Source organism: Herminiimonas fonticola, from assembly GCF_003293745.1.
In the GTDB taxonomy this organism is placed as follows: Bacteria; Pseudomonadota; Gammaproteobacteria; order Burkholderiales; family Burkholderiaceae_D; genus Oxalicibacterium; species Oxalicibacterium fonticola.
The window spans coordinates 493,417-511,833 of sequence record NZ_PTLZ01000001.1; the positions used below are offsets into that span (position 1 = coordinate 493,417).

14 protein-coding genes are annotated in these 18,417 nt (G+C 52.6%); 10 read left to right on the forward strand and 4 right to left on the reverse strand.

Going from position 1 to position 18,417, the window contains the following annotated elements:
- From lptC to Hfont_RS02500, 3 genes are read right to left on the reverse strand one after another with little or no spacing between them, the layout of a single operon-like run.
- Positions 1-600 carry an LPS export ABC transporter periplasmic protein LptC gene (gene lptC / locus Hfont_RS02490; protein WP_112990647.1) on the reverse strand — a complete coding sequence of 200 codons (600 nt, stop codon included), beginning with the start codon at positions 598-600 and terminating at the stop codon, positions 1-3.
- On the reverse strand, positions 597-1,151 hold the full coding sequence (locus Hfont_RS02495) for a KdsC family phosphatase (protein ID WP_112990648.1): 555 nt from the start codon (positions 1,149-1,151) through the stop codon (positions 597-599). The genes lptC and Hfont_RS02495 overlap by 4 nt, the downstream gene beginning before the upstream one ends.
- A complete protein-coding gene (locus Hfont_RS02500; protein ID WP_112990649.1) occupies positions 1,151-2,179 on the reverse strand; it encodes a KpsF/GutQ family sugar-phosphate isomerase in 1,029 nt (342 codons plus the stop codon). Before Hfont_RS02500 ends, Hfont_RS02495 begins: the two co-directional genes overlap by 1 nt.
- Positions 2,180-2,307: 128 nt before the next feature.
- On the opposite strand from Hfont_RS02500, the gene Hfont_RS02505 reads away from it, so the two are divergent.
- The 5 genes from Hfont_RS02505 (at position 2,308) to Hfont_RS02525 (ending at position 8,927) form a co-directional block, all read left to right on the forward strand.
- Positions 2,308-4,296 (forward strand): monovalent cation:proton antiporter family protein, encoded by a 1,989-nt coding sequence (locus Hfont_RS02505; RefSeq protein WP_112991660.1) that lies wholly within the window; start codon positions 2,308-2,310, stop codon positions 4,294-4,296.
- Between the two features lie 164 nt (positions 4,297-4,460).
- On the forward strand, positions 4,461-5,975 hold the full coding sequence (locus Hfont_RS02510; RefSeq protein ID WP_112990650.1) for a UbiA family prenyltransferase: 1,515 nt from the start codon (positions 4,461-4,463) through the stop codon (positions 5,973-5,975).
- The gene (locus tag Hfont_RS02515; RefSeq protein WP_241522985.1) at positions 5,972-6,349 is read left to right on the forward strand and encodes a DMT family transporter; all 378 of its coding nucleotides are present in this window, start codon (positions 5,972-5,974) and stop codon (positions 6,347-6,349) included. Before Hfont_RS02510 ends, Hfont_RS02515 begins: the two co-directional genes overlap by 4 nt.
- A gap of 9 nt (positions 6,350-6,358) precedes the next feature.
- The gene (locus Hfont_RS02520) at positions 6,359-7,885 is read left to right on the forward strand and encodes a glycosyltransferase family 39 protein (protein ID WP_112990651.1); all 1,527 of its coding nucleotides are present in this window, start codon (positions 6,359-6,361) and stop codon (positions 7,883-7,885) included.
- 124 nt (positions 7,886-8,009) lie between these two features.
- Positions 8,010-8,927 carry an AEC family transporter gene (locus Hfont_RS02525; RefSeq protein ID WP_112990652.1) on the forward strand — a complete coding sequence of 306 codons (918 nt, stop codon included), beginning with the start codon at positions 8,010-8,012 and terminating at the stop codon, positions 8,925-8,927.
- A 68-nt stretch (positions 8,928-8,995) separates the two neighbouring features.
- On the opposite strand, the gene uvrA is transcribed toward Hfont_RS02525, so the two are convergent.
- A complete protein-coding gene (uvrA, locus tag Hfont_RS02530; RefSeq protein WP_112990653.1) occupies positions 8,996-11,860 on the reverse strand; it encodes an excinuclease ABC subunit UvrA in 2,865 nt (954 codons plus the stop codon).
- Positions 11,861-12,034: 174 nt separating this feature from the next.
- On the opposite strand from uvrA, the gene Hfont_RS02535 reads away from it, so the two are divergent.
- The 5 genes from Hfont_RS02535 to Hfont_RS02555 all read left to right on the forward strand — a co-directional run bounded on the left by Hfont_RS02535 (position 12,035) and on the right by Hfont_RS02555 (position 18,403).
- Entirely contained in the window at positions 12,035-13,228 is a 1,194-nt protein-coding gene (locus Hfont_RS02535; RefSeq protein ID WP_112990654.1) for an MFS transporter, read from the forward strand.
- A 15-nt stretch (positions 13,229-13,243) separates the two neighbouring features.
- A complete protein-coding gene (ssb, locus tag Hfont_RS02540) occupies positions 13,244-13,735 on the forward strand; it encodes a single-stranded DNA-binding protein (RefSeq protein ID WP_112990655.1) in 492 nt (163 codons plus the stop codon).
- A 256-nt stretch (positions 13,736-13,991) separates the two neighbouring features.
- A complete protein-coding gene (locus Hfont_RS02545; RefSeq protein WP_112990656.1) occupies positions 13,992-14,468 on the forward strand; it encodes a chemotaxis protein CheW in 477 nt (158 codons plus the stop codon).
- A 74-nt stretch (positions 14,469-14,542) separates the two neighbouring features.
- Positions 14,543-16,225 (forward strand): methyl-accepting chemotaxis protein, encoded by a 1,683-nt coding sequence (locus Hfont_RS02550; RefSeq protein WP_112990657.1) that lies wholly within the window; start codon positions 14,543-14,545, stop codon positions 16,223-16,225.
- A 483-nt stretch (positions 16,226-16,708) separates the two neighbouring features.
- Positions 16,709-18,403, forward strand: a complete 1,695-nt coding sequence (locus tag Hfont_RS02555; protein ID WP_112990658.1) for a putative bifunctional diguanylate cyclase/phosphodiesterase — start codon at positions 16,709-16,711, stop codon at positions 18,401-18,403.
- Positions 18,404-18,417 lie beyond the last annotated feature (14 nt).

Below are 18,417 nucleotides of genomic sequence, written 5' to 3' on the forward strand. Positions count from 1 at the left end.
TCAATTGGTGACGACAGGCGGCTGGTACTGACCTTTTACATTGCTCGATAAACGAAATTCACCGGTCGCATTATTGGCAAACATGCCCGAGCCATTCAATGTCGATTTTCCTAGGATCAGCTCAACTGGTTTAGGTGTTTTCATCACGTCGTCGTCAGGCAATACCAGCAAATAAGATGTCTTGAGCTGGAAATGCTGTGACGTCGCTGATGCAGGTCTGTCTATATGCACGTTGTCGTACATGTGAATTTCGCTACTGTTATTGCTTATGGTGGCGCGCAGGGAACGACTTACCATAGGCGGTCGTTCAGCACTATAACTATGCATGACCGGATTCTGTATTTGATAGGAGTCGTCTTGCGGATAATGCTTCATCCCGGTCCCTGTCAGGTTATAGCGCGCCTCACCGGTTTTTGCCATGCGGACGAAATTGAATTTCTCCACATAAAAATCCGGTTCCGTGCGCACGCGATCCGGCATGGACTCTTCGGTTTTTTTCTGCATCACTTCAACCAGCCAGAAACTGCCTAGTGCCAATGCGGCACTTATCACAATCAGCACGATCAGGCGTACGCCTGTTGCAGGTCGAATGGCTTTCATGAAAGATACGGAGCGATGGCCGCCTCGTAGTTGCCTTGCGCGCGCAGGATGAAGTCGCACAATTCGCGTGCCGCACCACGACCGCCGCCAGCTTGCGTGACGTAATGCACGCGCGAGCGTACTTCAGGATGGGCGTTGGGTACGCTGGCGGCAAAGCCGACGCGCGACAGAATAGGCAGGTCGATGACATCGTCGCCGATGAAGCCGCATGCGTCGGCAGCAACATTAGTTTGCGCCAGCAATTGTTCGAATGCGCTGCGCTTGTCATGTATGCCCTGGAATACATGATGAATGCCAAGATCGGTGGCGCGGCGCAGCACGATAGGCGACTGGCGCGCGCTGATGATTGCAGTAGCAACACCGGATTGCTGCAGCAATTTGATGCCGTGACCATCAAGGACGTTGAAGGTTTTGATCACTTCGCCATCAGCGCCGAAATGCAGACTGCCATCAGTCAGAATGCCATCGACGTCAAAAATCATCAGGCGTACATTTGCTGCGCGGGCCAATGCGGCTGATAGTGACGTGGCGGAATCAGCAGCTGAGTTCATCAGATTACTTTCGCACGGGTCAGATCGTGGATGTGTAATGCGCCAACCAGTTTGCCATCGGCATTGTTCACCAACAATTGGTTGATGCGGAATTCTTCCATCATGTCGACCGCATCGACGGCGAGTTGATCCGGCTGCACGCTACGTGGATTGGCATGCATCACGTCGGCAATCGATAGTGTCGAAAAGTCTTGTTTGTTTTCAATCAGGCGGCGTAAGTCGCCATCGGTAAATACGCCTATGGCCTTGCCGTCGGCGTCTACCACGGCAGTCATTGCCATGCCTTTCTTGCTGATTTCCAGCAATGCAGAATAGAGCGTGGCGTCGACAGCGACAGTTGGAATCGCGTCGCCGGTGCGCATGACATCGCGCACGTGCGTCAGCAGGCGACGGCCGAGTGCGCCACCTGGATGTGAGCGTGCAAAATCTTCTTCACCAAAACCGCGTGCATCCAGCAATGCCATCGCGAGCGCATCGCCCAGGGCCAATGTCGCGGTGGTGCTGGCGGTCGGTGCCAGATTCAGCGGGCAGGCTTCCTGGTCGACCTTGACGTTCAGATGCACGTCGGCAAACTGCGCCAGACTGGACGCGTCGTTGCCGGTAATCGCAATCAGGGTTGCGCCCATGCGTTTGATAATCGGCACGATGGCGAGTAATTCACCGGCTTCACCCGAATATGAAATTGCGATCAGCGCATCGCTGGCGGTAATCATGCCCAGATCGCCATGCGACGCTTCGGCAGCATGCACGAACAGCGCCGGCGTGCCGGTCGAGGCGAGGGTGGAGGCAATCTTGCGGGCGATATGGCCGGACTTGCCTATGCCGGATACGACCACGCGACCGTTGCAATTTAATAATAGGGAAACTGCTTTGACGAATTGCGCGCCGGTTTCTTCGCTAATTCGTTTTTTTAATGCAAGAATCGCATCTGCTTCGATTTGCAGGGTTGCGCTGGCAAATTGCAGCGCGCGGGTTGTGCTATTCGCATCAAAAGTTGCGGGCACGGTTTTGGCATGGGGTACACTCATGCCCGAAAGTATAAACGAATTCATCTGGCAAGAAGGGCTGACTAAGCAAAAAACCTGCCAGACGAAACAAAAATATGTTTTGATTGTTCTTCGCGTATTTTCCGAATAACCCCAGCCGGCTTCAGATGATGTTTTCCCCATTAGAACTAACGCTTCTGTTGCTTGCTGCGGCGGTATTGGGCGTGGTCGCCTTCCGCATGATGCATTTGCCGCCGATGCTGGGTTATCTGGTGGCCGGTATTCTGATCGGTCCGCATACCTTGGGTTGGGCCGAAGATAACGCGACGACCCATGCCTTGGGCGAATTCGGTGTCGTGTTCCTGATGTTCTCCATCGGACTGGAATTTTCTCTCGCCAAGCTATCGGCTATGCGGCGCATCGTTTTTGGGTTGGGCATGGCGCAGGTGCTGCTGACGATCGTGTTGACCATGATATTCGGCTGGTTGGTGGCGCATATATCTACGCGTTTGAGTTCTATTAGTTGGCAAGCTGCATTCGCAATCGGTGGTGCGCTGGCGATGTCGTCGACGGCGATTGTTTCCAAAGTGCTGACCGAACGCCTGGAGCTGGAGAGCGAACATGGTCGTCGCATCATCGGCATTTTGCTGTTTCAGGATCTGGCGCTGGTGCCCTTGCTGATCCTGATTCCTGCGCTGGCCAATCCAAACGGCGATCTGGTCGCCACGCTTTCATGGGCGTCATTCAAAGCGGTAGTCGTGCTGTTTCTGCTTTTTTTCGTCGGACATAAGTTGATACGCAGTTGGTTCCGCATCGTCGTCAAGCGGCGTTCGCAAGAATTATTCATGCTGAATTTGTTGCTGATTACCTTGGGCGCGGCGTGGATTACTGAAATGGCCGGTTTGTCGCTGGCGCTTGGCGCGTTCGTGGCCGGCATGCTGATCTCCGAGACTGAATACAAGCATCAGGTGGAAGAAGACATCAAATCCTTCCGCGATGTGCTGCTTGGTCTGTTCTTCATCTCGATAGGCATGTTACTGAATGTGCGCCTGGTGATCGAATACTGGTGGCTGGTCTTGCTCTTGCTGACCGGGCCGGTTTTGCTGAAATTTGGTTTGGTGGCGCTATTGGCAAAATGGTTTGGAGCGCCCGTCGGTGTGGCACTGCGGACCGGGCTGGCGCTGGCGCAAGCCGGTGAGTTCGGTTTCGTGCTCCTGCATCAGATCGGCAGCTTGAATTTGCTTGAACCGCTGATCATTCAATTGATACTGGCGTCCATGGTCTTGTCCATGCTGGCCGCACCTGTGATTCTTGCCAAATCCGACGCCATCGTGATGAAGCTGTCGACTAACGAATGGATGGTGCAATCGCTTGCATTGACGCAGATTGCGACGCGCACGATGTCCACGCAGCAGCATGTGATTATTGCCGGCTTCGGCCGCACCGGTCAGAGTCTGGCGAAGTTGCTGGATGAAGAAGGAATCCCTTATCAGGCGCTGGATCTGGATCCCGATCGTGTGCGCGATGCGCAGGCCGCCGGTGTGAATGTCTCGTATGGTGATGCGGGGCGTCGCGAAAGCCTGGTCGCGGCCGGTATCAATCGTGCGGCAGCCGTAGTCATTACGTATGCCAGCACGCCGTCGGCATTAAAGGTTTTGCATCATATGAAGGATCTGGCGCCTTCGCTGCCTGTCATTGTGCGCAGCTATGACGATTCCGATCTGGACAAATTGCGCGCCGCTGGTGCGTCCGAAGTCGTGCCGGAGGCGATCGAAGGCAGCCTGATGCTGGCGTCGCATGCCTTGCTGACTATGGGCGTACCTTTGCGGCGTGTCGTACACACGATTCAGATGGCGCGTGGCGAACGCTATGCGTCGCTGCGTGGTTTCTTTCATGGCGCCAGCGATGTGTCGGACATGGCGGAACATTTGCAAGTGCGTTTGCGCTCCGTACTGTTGACCGACAGCGCGAATGCCATCGGTAAAAAGCTGGGACAATTGGAGCTGGATGCGCTCGGCGTGGAAGTGACTGCGCTGCGCCGCAATGGTGTGCGCCTCGACTGGGAGCCGGAAACCATCCTGTTAGCTGGCGATATTCTGGTCTTGCGCGGTGCCGTCGAAGAACTCGCACGTGCGGAAGGCCGTCTACTAAAAGCATAAGCCTGGGTATTTGTGGTTGACGCTGGCTATGCGAAGACGGAAAATTGCCCACCTGTGATGCACTCGTACTTATTATTGATGTGCTTTAGCTATGAGCGTCACTCGTGTTATTCGCGCCGCGATTTGCAGTTTCCTAAAATTTCTATTGTCCCCATGGTGGTGATTTGAGCGTTTCCCCCGGCAGTCTTTCTCATCCTTCATTCGCAGCGCCAGATTCCGTGCGTGAAGATGAATCGAGTGCGCCGACCAACGCTGCGTTGCCGCTGTATGTCGATCTCGATGGCACGCTGACCTATACCGATCTTTTATTTGAATCGGTCTTGCTGCTCATCAAACGCAATCCTCTTTATCTATTTCTTTGCTTTGTTTGGTTGTTGCGCGGACGCGGCAATTTGAAAGCGCAAATCGCCAGACGTATCGAGCTGGATGTGTCACTGTTGCCATATAACGAGGGATTGCTGGCTTACCTTAAACAGCAACGCGCTGCGGGACGTCGCCTGGTATTGGCGAGTGCATCCGATCGCACTCTGGTGCAGCGCGTTGCTGATTTTCTCGACATCTTCGATGCAGTCCTCGGCAGCGATGAAATGACCAATCTAAAATCCCGTGCGAAGCTGCAAGCGATCATGGCAGATGCCGGGACCAACGGTTTTGCTTATGCGGGGAATGGTGCGGCCGATCTATCGGTGTGGGCGAGCGCGACAGAAATCATCGTGGTCAATGCGTCGTCCGCTATCGTGGCACAGGCGCAAAAAATCAAAACGCCGACCTTGATCATCCCGCCGCGTCCATTCAAGTTACGCCTGGTGATCAAGGCATTGCGTCTGCATCAATGGGCCAAGAATGTCTTGCTGTTCGTGCCACTGATGGCGGCGCATGATTTGAGCGGCGATAGCTGGTTGGTGACGCTGCTGGCATTTATTGCATTCGGCATGTGTGCATCGGCGACCTATGTCATCAATGATTTATTTGATCTGGCATCAGACCGTGCACATCCGCGCAAGCAGGCGCGACCTTTCGCCGCCGCGACCTTGACGATTCAATTCGGTGTTGCTCTGGTCCTGGTATTGCTGCCCTTGTCCTTGTGGTTGGCGGCTGCGATTTCCTTGTCATTTTTCGGTTTGATGGTGCTGTACGTGGTGGTGACCTTGTTGTATTCGGCACGTTTGAAACAAGTGGCGATTGTTGATGTACTGGTGCTGGCTTCGCTGTATACGCATCGTATTCTGGCCGGTGGTCTGGTGAGTGCGGTGGTGATTTCCAACTGGCTGCTGGCGGTTTCCCTATTCATGTTCCTGAGTCTGGCGCTGGTCAAACGTTGCGCCGAACTGGAATTCATGAGCGGCGATGGAAAAGTTTCATTGGCCGGTCGCGGTTATCGCACCAGCGATTTGTCTTATTTGATTTCCATGGGCATCGCCAGCGGTTTTGTCGCGGTGATGTTGTTGGCGCTGTATGTAGACAGTCAGGTCGGCGGGGCGATGTATCCGCACGCAGAAATTTTATGGTTGATCTTGCCGCTGATGTTGTTCTGGATCATGCGCTTGTGGTTGAAAATTGCGCGCATGGAAATTCACGATGATCCACTGTTGTTTGCAATTACCGATCGCGCTAGCTGGGTCGTCGCGGCGCTGGTTGCCTGCGTTGCATTGGCAGCGTCGGTGGGAGGGATGGCATGAGCCAGATGGGCGCTTTGGGACTGGCACTATTTTGCGTATGTCTGACGGCAGCAGCGCAAGTGTTGTTGAAGATGGGTATGTCGTCGCCGGCGATTCAGCAGGCAATGTCGAATGGCATGCGTTCGGTTTACTGGCTGGCACTGACCAGTCCGTTGATCTGGGGCGGCATGATCTGCTTCGGTGCGAGTGCCGGTTTGTGGTTGCTGGTGCTCGGCAAGCTGGAAGTCAGCATGGCGTATCCATTGATTTCGCTAGGCGTCGTGTTGACGACGCTGGCGGGGATATTTATTTTGGGCGAAACGGTCAGCATCTATAAAGTGCTGGGCGTATCGTTGGTGATTGCAGGCGTACTCGTCCTGTCGGTAAAGAGTTAAGGAATTGGAATGAATTTGAATTCAACACGTTCGCTGTACGCTGGTGCCGATCCGGTACGTGCGCGTCAGGTTTTCCAGTGGACGTTTGTGATCACGCTGATGATCAAGATGTGGCTGGCGGCGTATTTCCCGATGACGGGCGATGAAGCGTTTTTCTATCAGTGGGGCGTGTTCCCGGCCTGGGGTTATTCCGATCATCCGCCTATGGTGGGCTGGTTATTATTTGTGCTGAATAGCGTTTCGGCACATCCTTTGTCGCTGCGCTTCTTCACTGTGTTGATGTGGAGTCTGATTGCGCTGGGCCTGGTTGATTTGTTGCGCCGACTTGCGCCGTATCAGGACGGTGCGGCATATCGTCTAGGTACTTTGTTCCTGCTGCTGCCGTTCACGTTGTTGCTGAATCTGGTGACGACCGATACGCCGCTGATTTTCTTCATCTTCCTGAGTGGCTACTGCTTTATACGCGGCACGATGTCCGACAAGCTGTTCTGGTTTTTCGGCGCCGGCATCTTCCTCGGGGGGGCGCTGTTGTCGAAATACTTTGCCGGCTTATTGGCAATTGCCTACTTTGTTTATCTGTGCCGCTCGCGTCGCGGCTGGCTCAAGCTGATCATCATTGCCGCCTGTTCTGCGCCCTTGTTCGCGATCACCGTGGCTTTCAATGCGAACAATTGCTGGACCAATGTCATGTTCAACATGATCAATCGCAATGAGAACACGCAATTTTCGTTCTACACCATCGGCGAATATGTGTTGATGATGATTTACCTGATTACGCCGTGGGTGTTCGTCAAGTTGTTGCGTTCGGGCGGCATGATGATTCAGCGCGGCGCTATCGTTGTGCTGTTCCTGGTGCCGTTTGCACTCTTCCTGTTCTTGTCTATGGAAAAAACCATAGGCTTGCACTGGGTGCTGGGCTTTATGCCTTTCCTCTTTTTGTTCATCGGCACGACCAGTAACGCAGACGATTTGCGCAAGTATGCAAAATGGACAGCATGGTTTGCGGTGCCACACTTCCTGTTTCTGGCAGCGATTATTTTATTGCCGACCACGATGTGGAAGGGCTATGCGCTGCACGATGACATCGTGTTCCATAAAGAGGCGCCAACTATCGTCAATACCTTGCGTAGAGGCTTGCCCGCGGATGGCGCTATCATGGCGCGTGCTTACACACCGGCTGCTTTGCTGTCGTATCACGCGGGCGAGTACTGGCCGACCTTCGGCACCGGGAAATTCCACGCGCGTCAGGATGATTTGAATGTCGATTTCAAAAATTATGCGGGCAAGACGATACGCATTTTCGATAGACGCGCAATTAATGCGGATGAATTGAAGCCTTATTTTTCGACTGTGACTGTGCATACGATAGACGCGGATGGCGTCACCTTCTGGTATGCCGATGGCAAGGACTTCAACTATGAGGTTTATCGCGAGCGCATTCTGAAAACAATTGCCGATCGCTATTACCGTATTCCATCTTTCCTGCCTTTATACGGTTGCCAATTCCTTGAGCGTTACGACATCAAACGTCCGTAAATTGATTTACGGGGCGCTGTAAGCAGCACATAAGCTTGTTGTAGTAAGGTGAGTCGGGGATAGCTATGCCGAACGGGAGCACTCCTGTTCGGCATTTTTCATTGCGGTCAACATGGTTGAATAAATGGAAATATTTGAACGCATACTCGGCATTATTCTGCCGGTCTTCATCATCATCGCACTGGGTTATGGCTACGCCCGATTGCGCGGCGAATCGGTGCGCTCGGATATGACGGCGGTCAATCGCGTCAGCATGGATGTGCTGTGCCCCTTGCTGGTCTTTACTGCATTGGCTGCCAAGGATTTCGATCTGGCGCATAACGGCATGTTGATTCTTGCCGGCGCCTTGATCTCGCTCGGCTCGGGTTTGCTGGCGTGGCCGATTGCCCGCTGGCTGGGTTATGACATACGCAGTTTTGTGCCACCCATGATGTACAACAATTGCGGCAATATGGGTTTGCCGCTGGCGATACTCGCGTTCGGTACTTCCAGCCTCGGTTCGGCGGTGGCTTTGTTCATGGCCTGCAATCTGGTTTATTTTTCGGTGGGCATCAAGATCATCGAAAGCGGTCGCGACAAGAATGGTGTGCATACCTCGCCGTGGAAATTTCTCGCCAATCCTATGATGATTGCAATGATCATAGGCATGGCATTCGCGATCGTGCACGTACCTTTGCCTGCGCCTTTATTCATCGCGATGAAAATGCTGGGCGATGCCTGCATTCCATTGATGTTGTTTGCGCTCGGCGTGCGCATGCTCGATGTCAGTTTGAAAAGTTGGCATATCGGTTTGATGGGCGCCATCGTTTGTCCCATCGCCGGCCTGGCAGTTGCATTGTTGCTGGATCAACTCATCAGTTTGACGGCAGAGCAGCGTGGGCAAATGTTTCTGTTTGCATCGCTGCCGCCTGCAGTGTTCTGTTTCATGGTGGCAGAACAGTACAAGCAGGAGCCGGACAAGGTTGCATCGATAGTCTTGCTGGGGAATCTGGCTGCGCTGCTATTTGTCCCTGTTGGTTTGTGGATGGGACTTCCCAAATAAATCTGAAAAGAGAAAATAAAAAAGGGCGAACCTCGGTTCGCCCTTTTTGTTTGTCGCTGATATGAATTTTAGGCTGCAGATTTTTTCAGTTTCAGCAGCGGCGCCAGATATTTCCCCGTAAAACTGGCGGAATTTTTCGCCAGATCTTCCGGCGTGCCGGCACCGATCACTTGCCCGCCACCCGCACCACCTTCAGGTCCCATATCGATCAGCCAGTCGGCAGTCTTGATGACGTCCAGATTGTGTTCGATGATGACGACCGTATTGCCTTGGTCACGCAGACGATGAATAACCTTCAGCAGCAAGTCGATATCGTGGAAGTGCAGACCTGTGGTTGGTTCATCCAGGATGTACAGCGTGCGGCCGGTATCGCGCTTGGATAATTCCAGCGACAGCTTGACGCGTTGCGCCTCACCGCCGGACAAGGTAGTTGCGCTCTGCCCAAGACGGATATAGCCGAGGCCGACGTCCAGCAGCGTTTGCAGTTTGCGTGCAATCAGCGGCACTGGTTTGAAGAATACATGCGCTTCTTCTACCGTCATGCCCAGCACTTCGGTGATGTTCTTGCCCTTGTATTGAATCTCCAGCGTTTCGCGGTTGTAGCGATTGCCGTGGCAAACATCACACGGTACATACACGTCTGGCAAAAAGTGCATCTCGACTTTGATGACGCCATCGCCCTGGCACGCTTCGCAACGACCGCCCTTGACGTTGAAGGAAAAACGTCCTGCCGAGTAACCACGTTCTTTGGACGCCGGCACAGTTGCAAACAAATCGCGGATAGGTGTGAATAAGCCGGTGTAGGTTGCAGGATTCGAGCGTGGTGTACGACCGATAGGCGCTTGATCGACAGAGATCACTTTGTCGAAATGTTCAAAACCGCTAATCGATTCATGCGCAGCGGGTTCAGCTTGCGAGCCGTACAGATGGCGCGATGCCGCGTGATACAGCGTGTCGTTGACCAGCGTCGATTTGCCCGAACCCGAGACACCGGTGACGCAAGTCAGCAAGCCCACAGGTAATTCCAGTGTGACGTTCTTCAGGTTGTTGCCGCTGGCGCCTGTGATCACAAACTGTTTCTTGGCATTGAATGGCGTGCGTTTTTTCGGCACTGCGATGCCGAGTGTGCCGTTCAGATATTGTGCGGTCAGTGAAGCTTTGCTTTTGAGGATGTCTTTCAGCGTACCTTCGGCTATCACTTCGCCGCCGTGTACGCCTGCGCCTATGCCCATGTCGACGACGTAATCGGCGCAACGGATCGCATCTTCATCATGTTCGACGACCAATACGCTATTGCCGATGTCGCGCAAATGCTTGAGCGTTTCTATCAATCTGTCGTTGTCACGTTGATGTAAACCGATAGACGGCTCGTCCAACACATACATGACGCCAGTCAGGCCGGAACCGATTTGTGACGCCAGCCGAATACGCTGCGCTTCACCGCCGGATAAAGTATCTGCACTGCGGTCCAGTGACAGGTAATCGAGGCCGACGTTATTCAAAAACTTCAGGCGCGAAACGATTTCCTTGACGATGCGGTCGGCGATTTCTTTCTTGGCACCGATCAATGTCAGGGTTTCAAAAAATTCCAGCGTCTGGCGCAAAGGTGTCGCTGCGACTTCGTAGATGGCACGCTTTTGTGTACCGTTACCAACCAGCACATTGCGTGCTTCGACGCGCAGGCGCGCACCATCGCAACTCGGACATCCTTTTTCATTGATGAACTTGGCGAGCTCTTCTTTCACCGCCATCGAATCGGTTTCGCGATAACGACGTTGCAGATTGTTTACGACGCCTTCGAATTCGTGTTCGCGAATAACCGTGCGACCTTTTTCATTCACATAAGTAAATGGAATTTTTTGTTTGCCTGAGCCGAACAGCACGGCTTGTTGTGCTGCTTCCGGCAGTTTTTCAAAAGGCAGATCGAGATCAAAGCCGTAGAACTCGGCAAGATTCGACAGCATCTGGAAGTAGAACTGATTGCGTCTATCCCAACCTTTAACCGCGCCGCTGGCCAGCGACAGGTTAGGGAAGGCCACGATGCGTTTTGGATCAAAGAATTCGATATGGCCCAGGCCGTCGCACTCCGGGCATGCGCCCATAGGATTGTTGAACGAAAACAAGCGCGGCTCAAGTTCCTGCAATGAATAGCCGCAGATCGGGCAGGCGAATTTGTTTGAATACAAATGTTCGGCGCCGGTATCCATCTCCAGCACCAGCGCGCGACCTTCGGCGAGGCGCAATGCGGTTTCGAAGCTTTCTGCCAGACGTTGCTTGATATCGGCTTTCACCTTGATCCGATCGATGACGACGTCGATCGTGTGCTTCTCGGCTTTTTTTAATTTCGGCAGATCGTCGACGTCATAGATTTTTGCCTCGCCGGTGCCGCTTTGCACGCGGAAGCGTACAAAACCTTGCGCCTGCATTTGCTCGAACAGATCGACGTGTTCACCTTTGCGATTGGCAACAACTGGCGCCATGATCATCAGCTTGCTGTCTTCCGGCATGGCCAGCACGGCATCGACCATTTGCGATACCGATTGCGCCGCCAGCGGATTTTCCGGATGGTCGGGGCAATACGGCGTGCCTACGCGGGCGTACAGCAGGCGCAGATAATCGTGAATTTCGGTAACGGTGCCGACTGTGGAGCGCGGATTATGCGAAGTGGCTTTTTGCTCGATGGAGATCGCCGGCGACAAGCCTTCGATCAAATCGACATCGGGTTTTTCCATCAATTGCAAAAACTGTCGCGCATACGAGGACAGTGATTCGACGTAGCGGCGCTGTCCTTCTGCATACAGCGTATCGAAAGCGAGCGAGGATTTGCCGGAGCCGGACAAACCGGTAATCACGATCAATTTATTGCGTGGCAAATCCAGATTGATGTTTTTGAGGTTGTGCGTGCGCGCACCTCGGATACGAATTTCGTCCATTCACTCTTTCAGCTAGGCTTTTCCGGTGCCCCCTGGCCTTTTTTGAAGGTTTGGAGCAGGTTAAAACGGGTCAACCTGCTACTATAGCGGGTTTTAAAGCCAGTCGTAAAACCGCTTTTGCTCTATTTCTTGTTTGCCATGTCATCCAACTCTTCCAACGACATCAGTAGCGGCATGAGCCGCGATGAAATCCGCGCCAGCACTTCGCTTGCGTCGATTTTTGCGTTGCGGATGCTGGGCCTTTTCCTGATCCTGCCGGTATTCTCAGTCCATGCAAAAGGCTTGCCTGGTGGCGAAAGCGCGACGCTGGTTGGGCTGGCTTTGGGAATTTACGGCTTGACGCAATCCTTCGGACAAATCCCGTTTGGCATTGCCTCTGATAAATACGGACGCAAGCGCGTCATTGTTATCGGTCTGATTCTGTTTGCGCTCGGCTCCTTCATTGCCGCTGCAGCGGACACCATCGTTTGGGTCATCATAGGCCGGGCGGTGCAGGGCGCCGGTGCCATTTCTGCCGCGGTGACAGCTTTCATTGCAGACTCCACCAGAGAAGAACATCGCACCAAGGCGATGGCGATGGTCGGTGGCTCCATCGGCTTGACGTTTGCCGGCTCGCTGGTGATTTCCCCTTTGTTGTATCAGGCAATCGGCATGGGCGGCATATTTGCACTGACCGGCATCTTGTCGGTGTTGGCAATTCTGGTAGTCATATATATAGTCCCGGCCGCGCCGGCCTTGCCGCCGGGGCGTGTGTCTATCCGCGAAGTGCTGGCGAATGGCGAATTGATGCGCTTGAACTATGGTGTGTTCGCGCTGCATTTGACGCAAATGGCAATGTTTGTCGTGATGCCGTCTGCGCTGATTCGGTTTGGCAATTTGCCGCTGGCCGAACACTGGAAAATTTATCTGCCTGTCGTTATCGCTTCTTTTGTCTTCATGCTGCCGCCGATTTTCATTGGTGAAAAGCGTGGCAAAGCTAAGCAGGTTTTTGTCGGCGCGATTGCCTTATTATTGCTGGTTCAGATCGGCATGTGGCTGGTGCTGTCGCAAACCCAGGCGCATTGGTCGTGGTTGGTCGCCTTGTTGCTGGCTTTTTTTATTGCCTTCAATATTCTCGAAGCCAGCCAGCCATCTCTGGTGTCGCGCATTGCGCCGCCAGCAAGCAAGGGCGCAGCTTTGGGTGTCTATAACACGTTGCAGGCGCTAGGCTTGTTTTGCGGTGGGGCATTGGGCGGTTGGTTGACGCAACACGCAGGTAGCGCGTCTGTCTTTGTTTTGGGTGCAGCTTTAACGGTAGCGTGGCTTATAATTGCTGCCAATATGAAAAACGTACCGCGCCGCAGTCAGGTTCAGGCTGCCGTAGTTTAATCGGAGAAATATCTAATGGCATCAGTTAATAAAGTCATCATCGTCGGCAATCTGGGTCGCGATCCTGAAACACGCTACATGCCAAACGGCGAAGCCGTTACCAACGTGGCCGTTGCCACAACGGAAAGCTGGAAAGACAAAAACAGCGGTGACAAAAAAGAAGTCACCGAATGGCATCGCATTACCTTTTACCGCAAACTTGCTGAAATCGCCGGTCAGTATTTGAAAAAAGGTTCGTCGGTTTATATCGAAGGCCGTTTGCAAACACGCAAATGGACAGATAAAGATGGTGTCGAACGTTATACGACAGAGATCATTGCCGACACCATGCAAATGCTGGGCGGACGTCCTGGAGCCGGTGGCGGCAGTGCATCCATGGATGACGATTACGGCAGCAGCGCTCCGGCACCGCGTCAAAGTTCAGGTGGCGGTAGCAGCGCAGCGCGTCCTGCCGCTAAACCGGCAGCATCGAACTTCAATGATATGGATGACGACATCCCGTTCTGACGATTGCTTTTCTTGATTCACCAACAAAAAGCGGTGCCTCATATCAGGCACCGCTTTTTGTTTGGCTGTTTTGCCTGAATCGTAAAACATTGTTTAATTTCCGTGTGGAAACTAAAGTTTAACAATAAGATTGCCGATATACAGACAAGCTAGTCATCGTTGTCATGTGACATTGGCAGCAAATTTCCACCCCCCTCTATCTATTGCGTATCCCTTGCTTTTACAGGAGGTGTGCAAGCATTCTGGAGCGCTCTCCATGCAAGACAAGCAACAATCCTTAAGCGGGAACGAAGTATTGGCATTTACCCTGGGCCAGGAAGAGTACGGCATCGATATTTTGAAGGTGCAGGAAATTCGTGGTTACGACGCGGTGACCAAGATTGCCAATGCGCCTGAATTCATCAAGGGCGTGATCAATCTGCGCGGTGTGATCGTGCCCATCGTTGACATGCGCATCATGTTCAATCTGGGTGAGCCGAGCTACGATCAATTTACCGTTGTCATTATTCTCAACATGGGTAATCGCGTGGTTGGCATGGTGGTCGATAGTGTTTCCGATGTGATTACGCTCAGTGCCGAGCAAATCAAACCGGCACCGGAAATGGGTACGACGATGAAGTCCGATTATTTGCTCGGTCTGGGCACGATAGAAGAGCGCATGCTGATTCTGGTCGATATCGATTTGTTGATGTCTTCGTCGGATATGGGCCTGATCGAAAAAATCGCTGCCTGATTTTCCTGGCCGTGGCGCAGTTTTTCGCCCGTCACTTTTTAATACCGCAATAAATTTATACGATCGAGTAAAAAATGAAAATCAAGAATCTGAAAATAGGCGCGCGACTGGGAATGGCCTTTGGCTTGTTGCTGGTGCTGATGGCATTCATGACGGTAATGGGTGTGTGGCGCTTGCAGGATGTGGCACAAGCCACTGGGCTCATGGAAGAGGCAACGGTCAAGGAGCGCATGGCGCAACAGTGGATCAGGGGTATTGCAACGAACACCGTACGTACTTTTGCGCGCTTGCGAACGACCAATCCGGAAGAAGAAAAAATTCTCGCGGCAGAAATGACGGCGGTAAGTGCCGATGTCAGCAAGGTGCAAAAGGAATTGGAGCCCTTGGTCCACAGTGATGAGGGCAAGCAAATGCTGGCGGCTGTTGCCGAACAGCGCAAAACATATAGCGCGATTCGGGATGCCACCTTCAAGCTGAAAGCGGAAGGTAGCGCCAATCTGAACAATATCATCGATACCAAGATGACGCCGGCAGCAGAGTCCTATATAAAATCGGTGCAAGACGTAGTCGATTTCCAAAAAACCGTTTTTGAACAATCAAAAAAACAAGTTGATGAAATTTATGAGGCCGGCCGCAATCTGTTGATCGTCCTCGGCTTGATTGCACTGGCGCTGGGTGTGGTGCTGGCATGGATATTAACGCGTAGCATTACCCAACCGTTGAGCTACGCAGTCAGCGTGGCGCGTGTAGTTGCTTCCGGCGATTTGACCGGTCAAATCCAGGTGGATTCGCGTGACGAAACAGGCCAGTTGCTGCAAGCCTTGAAGGATATGAACGACAGCCTGACTGGCAGCATCACGCAGGTTCGTTCAGGTGTCGATACCATTGCGACTGCATCGAATCAGATCGCATCCGGCAACCTGGATCTGTCGTCGCGTACTGAAGAGCAAGCCAGTTCGCTGGAAGAAACCGCATCTTCGATGGAAGAGCTGACGTCTACCGTCAAGCAAAATGCCGACAATGCACGACAAGCTAATCAACTCGCCGTCACTGCTTCCGGCGTGGCGGAAAAAGGCGGTGCGGTCGTGTCGAAAGTGGTCGATACGATGGATGGCATCAATACCTCGGCGAGAAAAATCGTCGATATCATCGGCGTGATCGATGGCATAGCCTTTCAGACCAACATCCTGGCGCTGAATGCCGCGGTGGAAGCCGCGCGTGCCGGCGAGCAAGGCCGCGGCTTTGCGGTGGTCGCATCGGAAGTGCGCAGCCTGGCGCAGCGTTCGGCTGCCGCAGCGAAGGAAATCAAGACCTTGATCGACGATTCGGTGGATAAAGTCGATACCGGCAGCAAGCTGGTGGCAGAAGCGGGGTCGACCATGGTGGAAGTGGTCGATAGCGTCAAGCGCGTGACCGATATCATGTCCGAGATCATGGCTGCCAGCCAGGAACAAAGCGCAGGGATAGAACAAGTCAATCAGGCCATCAGTCAGATGGATCAAGTCACCCAGCAAAATGCGGCCTTGGTGGAAGAGGCTGCCGCCGCTGCGGAGTCCTTGAATGAACAAGCGGCGAAACTGGCGCAAGCGGTAAGCATATTCAAGCTGGATGGCGCAGTGAGCAGTACCAGGGTTGCGTCACGTCTGCCGGTTGTGGCCAGCGCACCGGTAAAGCGTCAGTTGGCAGCAAGCCCGGCACCGAAGAAAATCGTCAATGAAGCCCGTCCGGTTGGCGGCGACGATTGGGAAGAGTTTTAAGTTATTGCTGGTCTTGTAAAAATCCCGCTAAAGCTAGCGGGATTTTTTATCTTGTCAGTAAAGGTGGGGTGGGCGAATGAATAGATCTTTTACCCATCAAGTCATATGGTGAAAGTTGCAAATCGAAGCAATTATTTTCAAGCCGGAGTGTTGCCAGTTCCTACGTGTGAACTGATTTCTTCGTAAAGTGGGAAATGTCGTTTCGGAAATGTTGTTATTTGACACCCATTTCTTATGCCACTAATACCAAGCCGCATGAAAACAGTGCAAATGTGACTTTTTATTTTATTAGTACAATCTTTTCTATTCATTTCTTTTTTGCTGCATTAAGATTTGAAGATGAAAGTAAGGTAATTTAACAATTCAGCGTGCTGAATTTATCAAAATTTCTTACTTATCTCAAAAGTATTGAGGCAATAAAAAAATTAATGAAAAGTGCAAAGACATTTGCTTAGTCTCAGTCAAACCCTAGCCGTTTTAAGTATGCTGCCTAAGCGTAACGAAGCACAGAGTAATCAGCTAACCAGCTTGATGGAGGTCGCTGGCGAGGTCGTGCTGCGCCTCAACACGCGTGGCACAATCCTGTTTGCCAATGCACGCGCCGCCGATACACTCGGATGCGATATTCAATTGCTGGGTAGAAATCTGTTCGAGATGGTGCGTCTGTCTGATAGACATGCGATCGAAGCAGCATTTCGCCAAACCGTGCAATCGCTTGAAGTCACCCGCGTTAGCGTGCGGATGCCGACGCAGGTTGCGACTCTGTGGTTTGAATTGCAAATGATTGCGTACGCAACCGAAACGACGACGCTGGAAATTGTCGTGGTTGGGCGTGACATTTCCCATCAGCAGAAAACCGAAGAGCGTCTGCGTCACATGGCAACGCATGACGAACTGACCAATTTGCCTAATCGTACCTTGCTGGCCGATCGTTTGAGCATGACGATTGCGCAATCGCGCCGCACCAATATCGGTTTCACTGTCATCGCGCTTGACCTTGACGGTTTTAAAAAAGTGAACGATGCCTTGGGCCATCCAGTCGGTGATGCATTGCTGCGCATCGCAGCCAAACGCTTGCGTGAAACCTTGCGCGATGTCGATACGCTGGCACGAGTCGGCGGCGATGAATTTGTCGCAGTGCTGCCAGGCGCAGTCGATGAAGTGGAAATTCAAAACGTTGCACGCCGGATGATTTCTGCCATACAACTGCCGTTTGAGATCAATGGTAATGCCTTGTATGTAAGCACTTCTATTGGCGCAGCGATTTATCCGGTGCATGGCGACAGTGAAGTGAAATTGCTGGCGCACGCCGACACCGCCATGTATCGCGCGAAGGAAACCGGCAAAGCGCGCTGCATCATTTATAACGAGGCTGCGTTCAATCACATCGAACATGATGTGTCGATGGAAGCCGCGATGTTTGAGGCGGTCAGGAATGGCGAGTTTTTGCTGCACTATCAACCTATCGTTGATGCGCGCACACGACAAATCATGGGCTTCGAAGCATTGATGCGCTGGATGCGGCCCGATATCGGGCTGGTGCCGCCAAGTCAATTCATTCCGATGGCGGAAGACAATGGCTTGATCAATTTGCTCGGTGCATGGGCCTTGAAATCGGCTTGTGTGCAACTCAAACGATTTGAAGAAGTCGTCGGTCGCAAACTCTATGTATCGGTCAATGTCAGTCCGCGCCAATTCCGCAATGATCAGTTTCTCAAAATGATGGACGATGCGCTCCAGTTGTCCGACGTGAAGGGCGATCAGCTTTTGCTTGAGATCACTGAGGGGATTTTGATGTCCGATCCTGAATATGCAGAACAGCTTTTGACGAAAATTGCATCGCGTGGTGTGCGTATTGCCATTGATGATTTTGGTACTGGTTATTCGTCACTGATGTATCTGAAGCGCTTTCCGATTGCCGCACTCAAGATAGACCGTACCTTCATCAAGGATTTGCCGCATTCCGTCAAGGACGCGGCCATCTGCAACGTGATCCTCAGTCTGGCGAGCCACTTGAGTTTGCTGACTGTGGCTGAAGGCGTAGAAAACGAAATGCAAATGGAATTTTTATCGACACAAGGTTGTTCTCTGATTCAAGGTTTTCATACCGGCTTTCCTGAGTTGCCGGAGACCTTGATAGAACTACTGAAGGCAGATGCAGCTGCACTGCAACACTAATCTGCCAAGCAACA